Below are 1029 nucleotides of genomic sequence, written 5' to 3' on the forward strand. Positions count from 1 at the left end.
GAGCTTGCATAAGGTAGCTCGTCACCAATTTAAAGTGGCCAATAAAAAAGCGGAGACCATCGTCTCCGCTTTTGTATCTTTTATTTAATGTCCGCCTAGCTCACTAACGACGGCTCTCGTTGTCGTCGGGCTTGAGCGACAAGCAAATTACTGTGACTATTTGATTTTGCTACAGGTTTGCTCTGAAACCAATTCATCAGCAATTAACTGACCGCGTGAGTTACGCACTTTCAATCGGTACATCAAACCCATATCAATTTGCTCTCTTACCGACGGCGTATTGCAGTATGTATAAATACTGGTATTCAGTACTTGGTTTAATGGCTTAGCACCTAGGGCATCGTCGTTGTAAATCATCATCATTTCTACCACGTTCTTGTTAGAAGAAACACGCATGATTTGCAGCGGACCGTATTCCAACGGCAGTCCGGCAGACAAGACACCAGCACGGTTAGACGCCATTAATTCAAGTTGGCGTTGGTTGTCATTGCTTGATGAACAACCCGCCAATGCACCAAAGGCGAGGAAGAGACACAGTAATTTTTTCATAAATTAAAACACTTTTTTGAACGGTTTTACGATCACGTTTTCGTAAACGCCCGCCGCCACATAAGGATCGGCGTCAGCCCATGTTTTGGCATCTTCCAAAGAGGAAAATTCAGCAATGACTGTCGAACCAGTAAAGCCGGCTTCTCCTGGGTTATCAGAGTCGATCGCTGGCATTGGACCTGCGGTAAGTAAACGACCTTCATCTTGAAGCTGTTGCAAGCGTTCTAAATGTTGAGGACGAACGCCCATACGTTTTTCCAATGAGTTCTCGACGTCCTGAGAAAAGATGACGTACCACATAGCATAGTTCCTTAATTGGTGGGGTAAAGTGTTAATTTAACGTCTTTTTTGAACCTCTCACAAGTGAACAATAGAAAATGTGAGATTCTTCCTAGCAATTCGATTTTATGACAACTTAGCTTTGCACTGGACGTGGTTTGCCTTCACTGTCGATGGCTACATAGTTAAAGGTTGCTTCAC

The 1029-nt window shown here is 43.8% G+C and carries 2 protein-coding genes; both read right to left on the minus strand.

What is annotated here, in order from left to right; translation table 11 throughout:
- Positions 1 to 156 precede the first annotated feature (156 nt).
- Positions 157 to 549, minus strand: coding sequence for a GspS/AspS pilotin family protein (locus R7M72_RS26045; RefSeq protein WP_005459209.1), 393 nt, complete (start codon positions 547 to 549; stop codon positions 157 to 159).
- 3 nt (positions 550 to 552) lie between these two features.
- Complete coding sequence (locus R7M72_RS26050) at positions 553 to 849, minus strand: YciI family protein (RefSeq protein ID WP_005481648.1); 297 nt, start codon at positions 847 to 849, stop codon at positions 553 to 555.
- Positions 850 to 1029 lie beyond the last annotated feature (180 nt).

Source organism: Vibrio sp. YT-18 (assembly GCF_033337345.1).
Taxonomy (GTDB): Bacteria; Pseudomonadota; Gammaproteobacteria; order Enterobacterales; family Vibrionaceae; genus Vibrio; species Vibrio alginolyticus.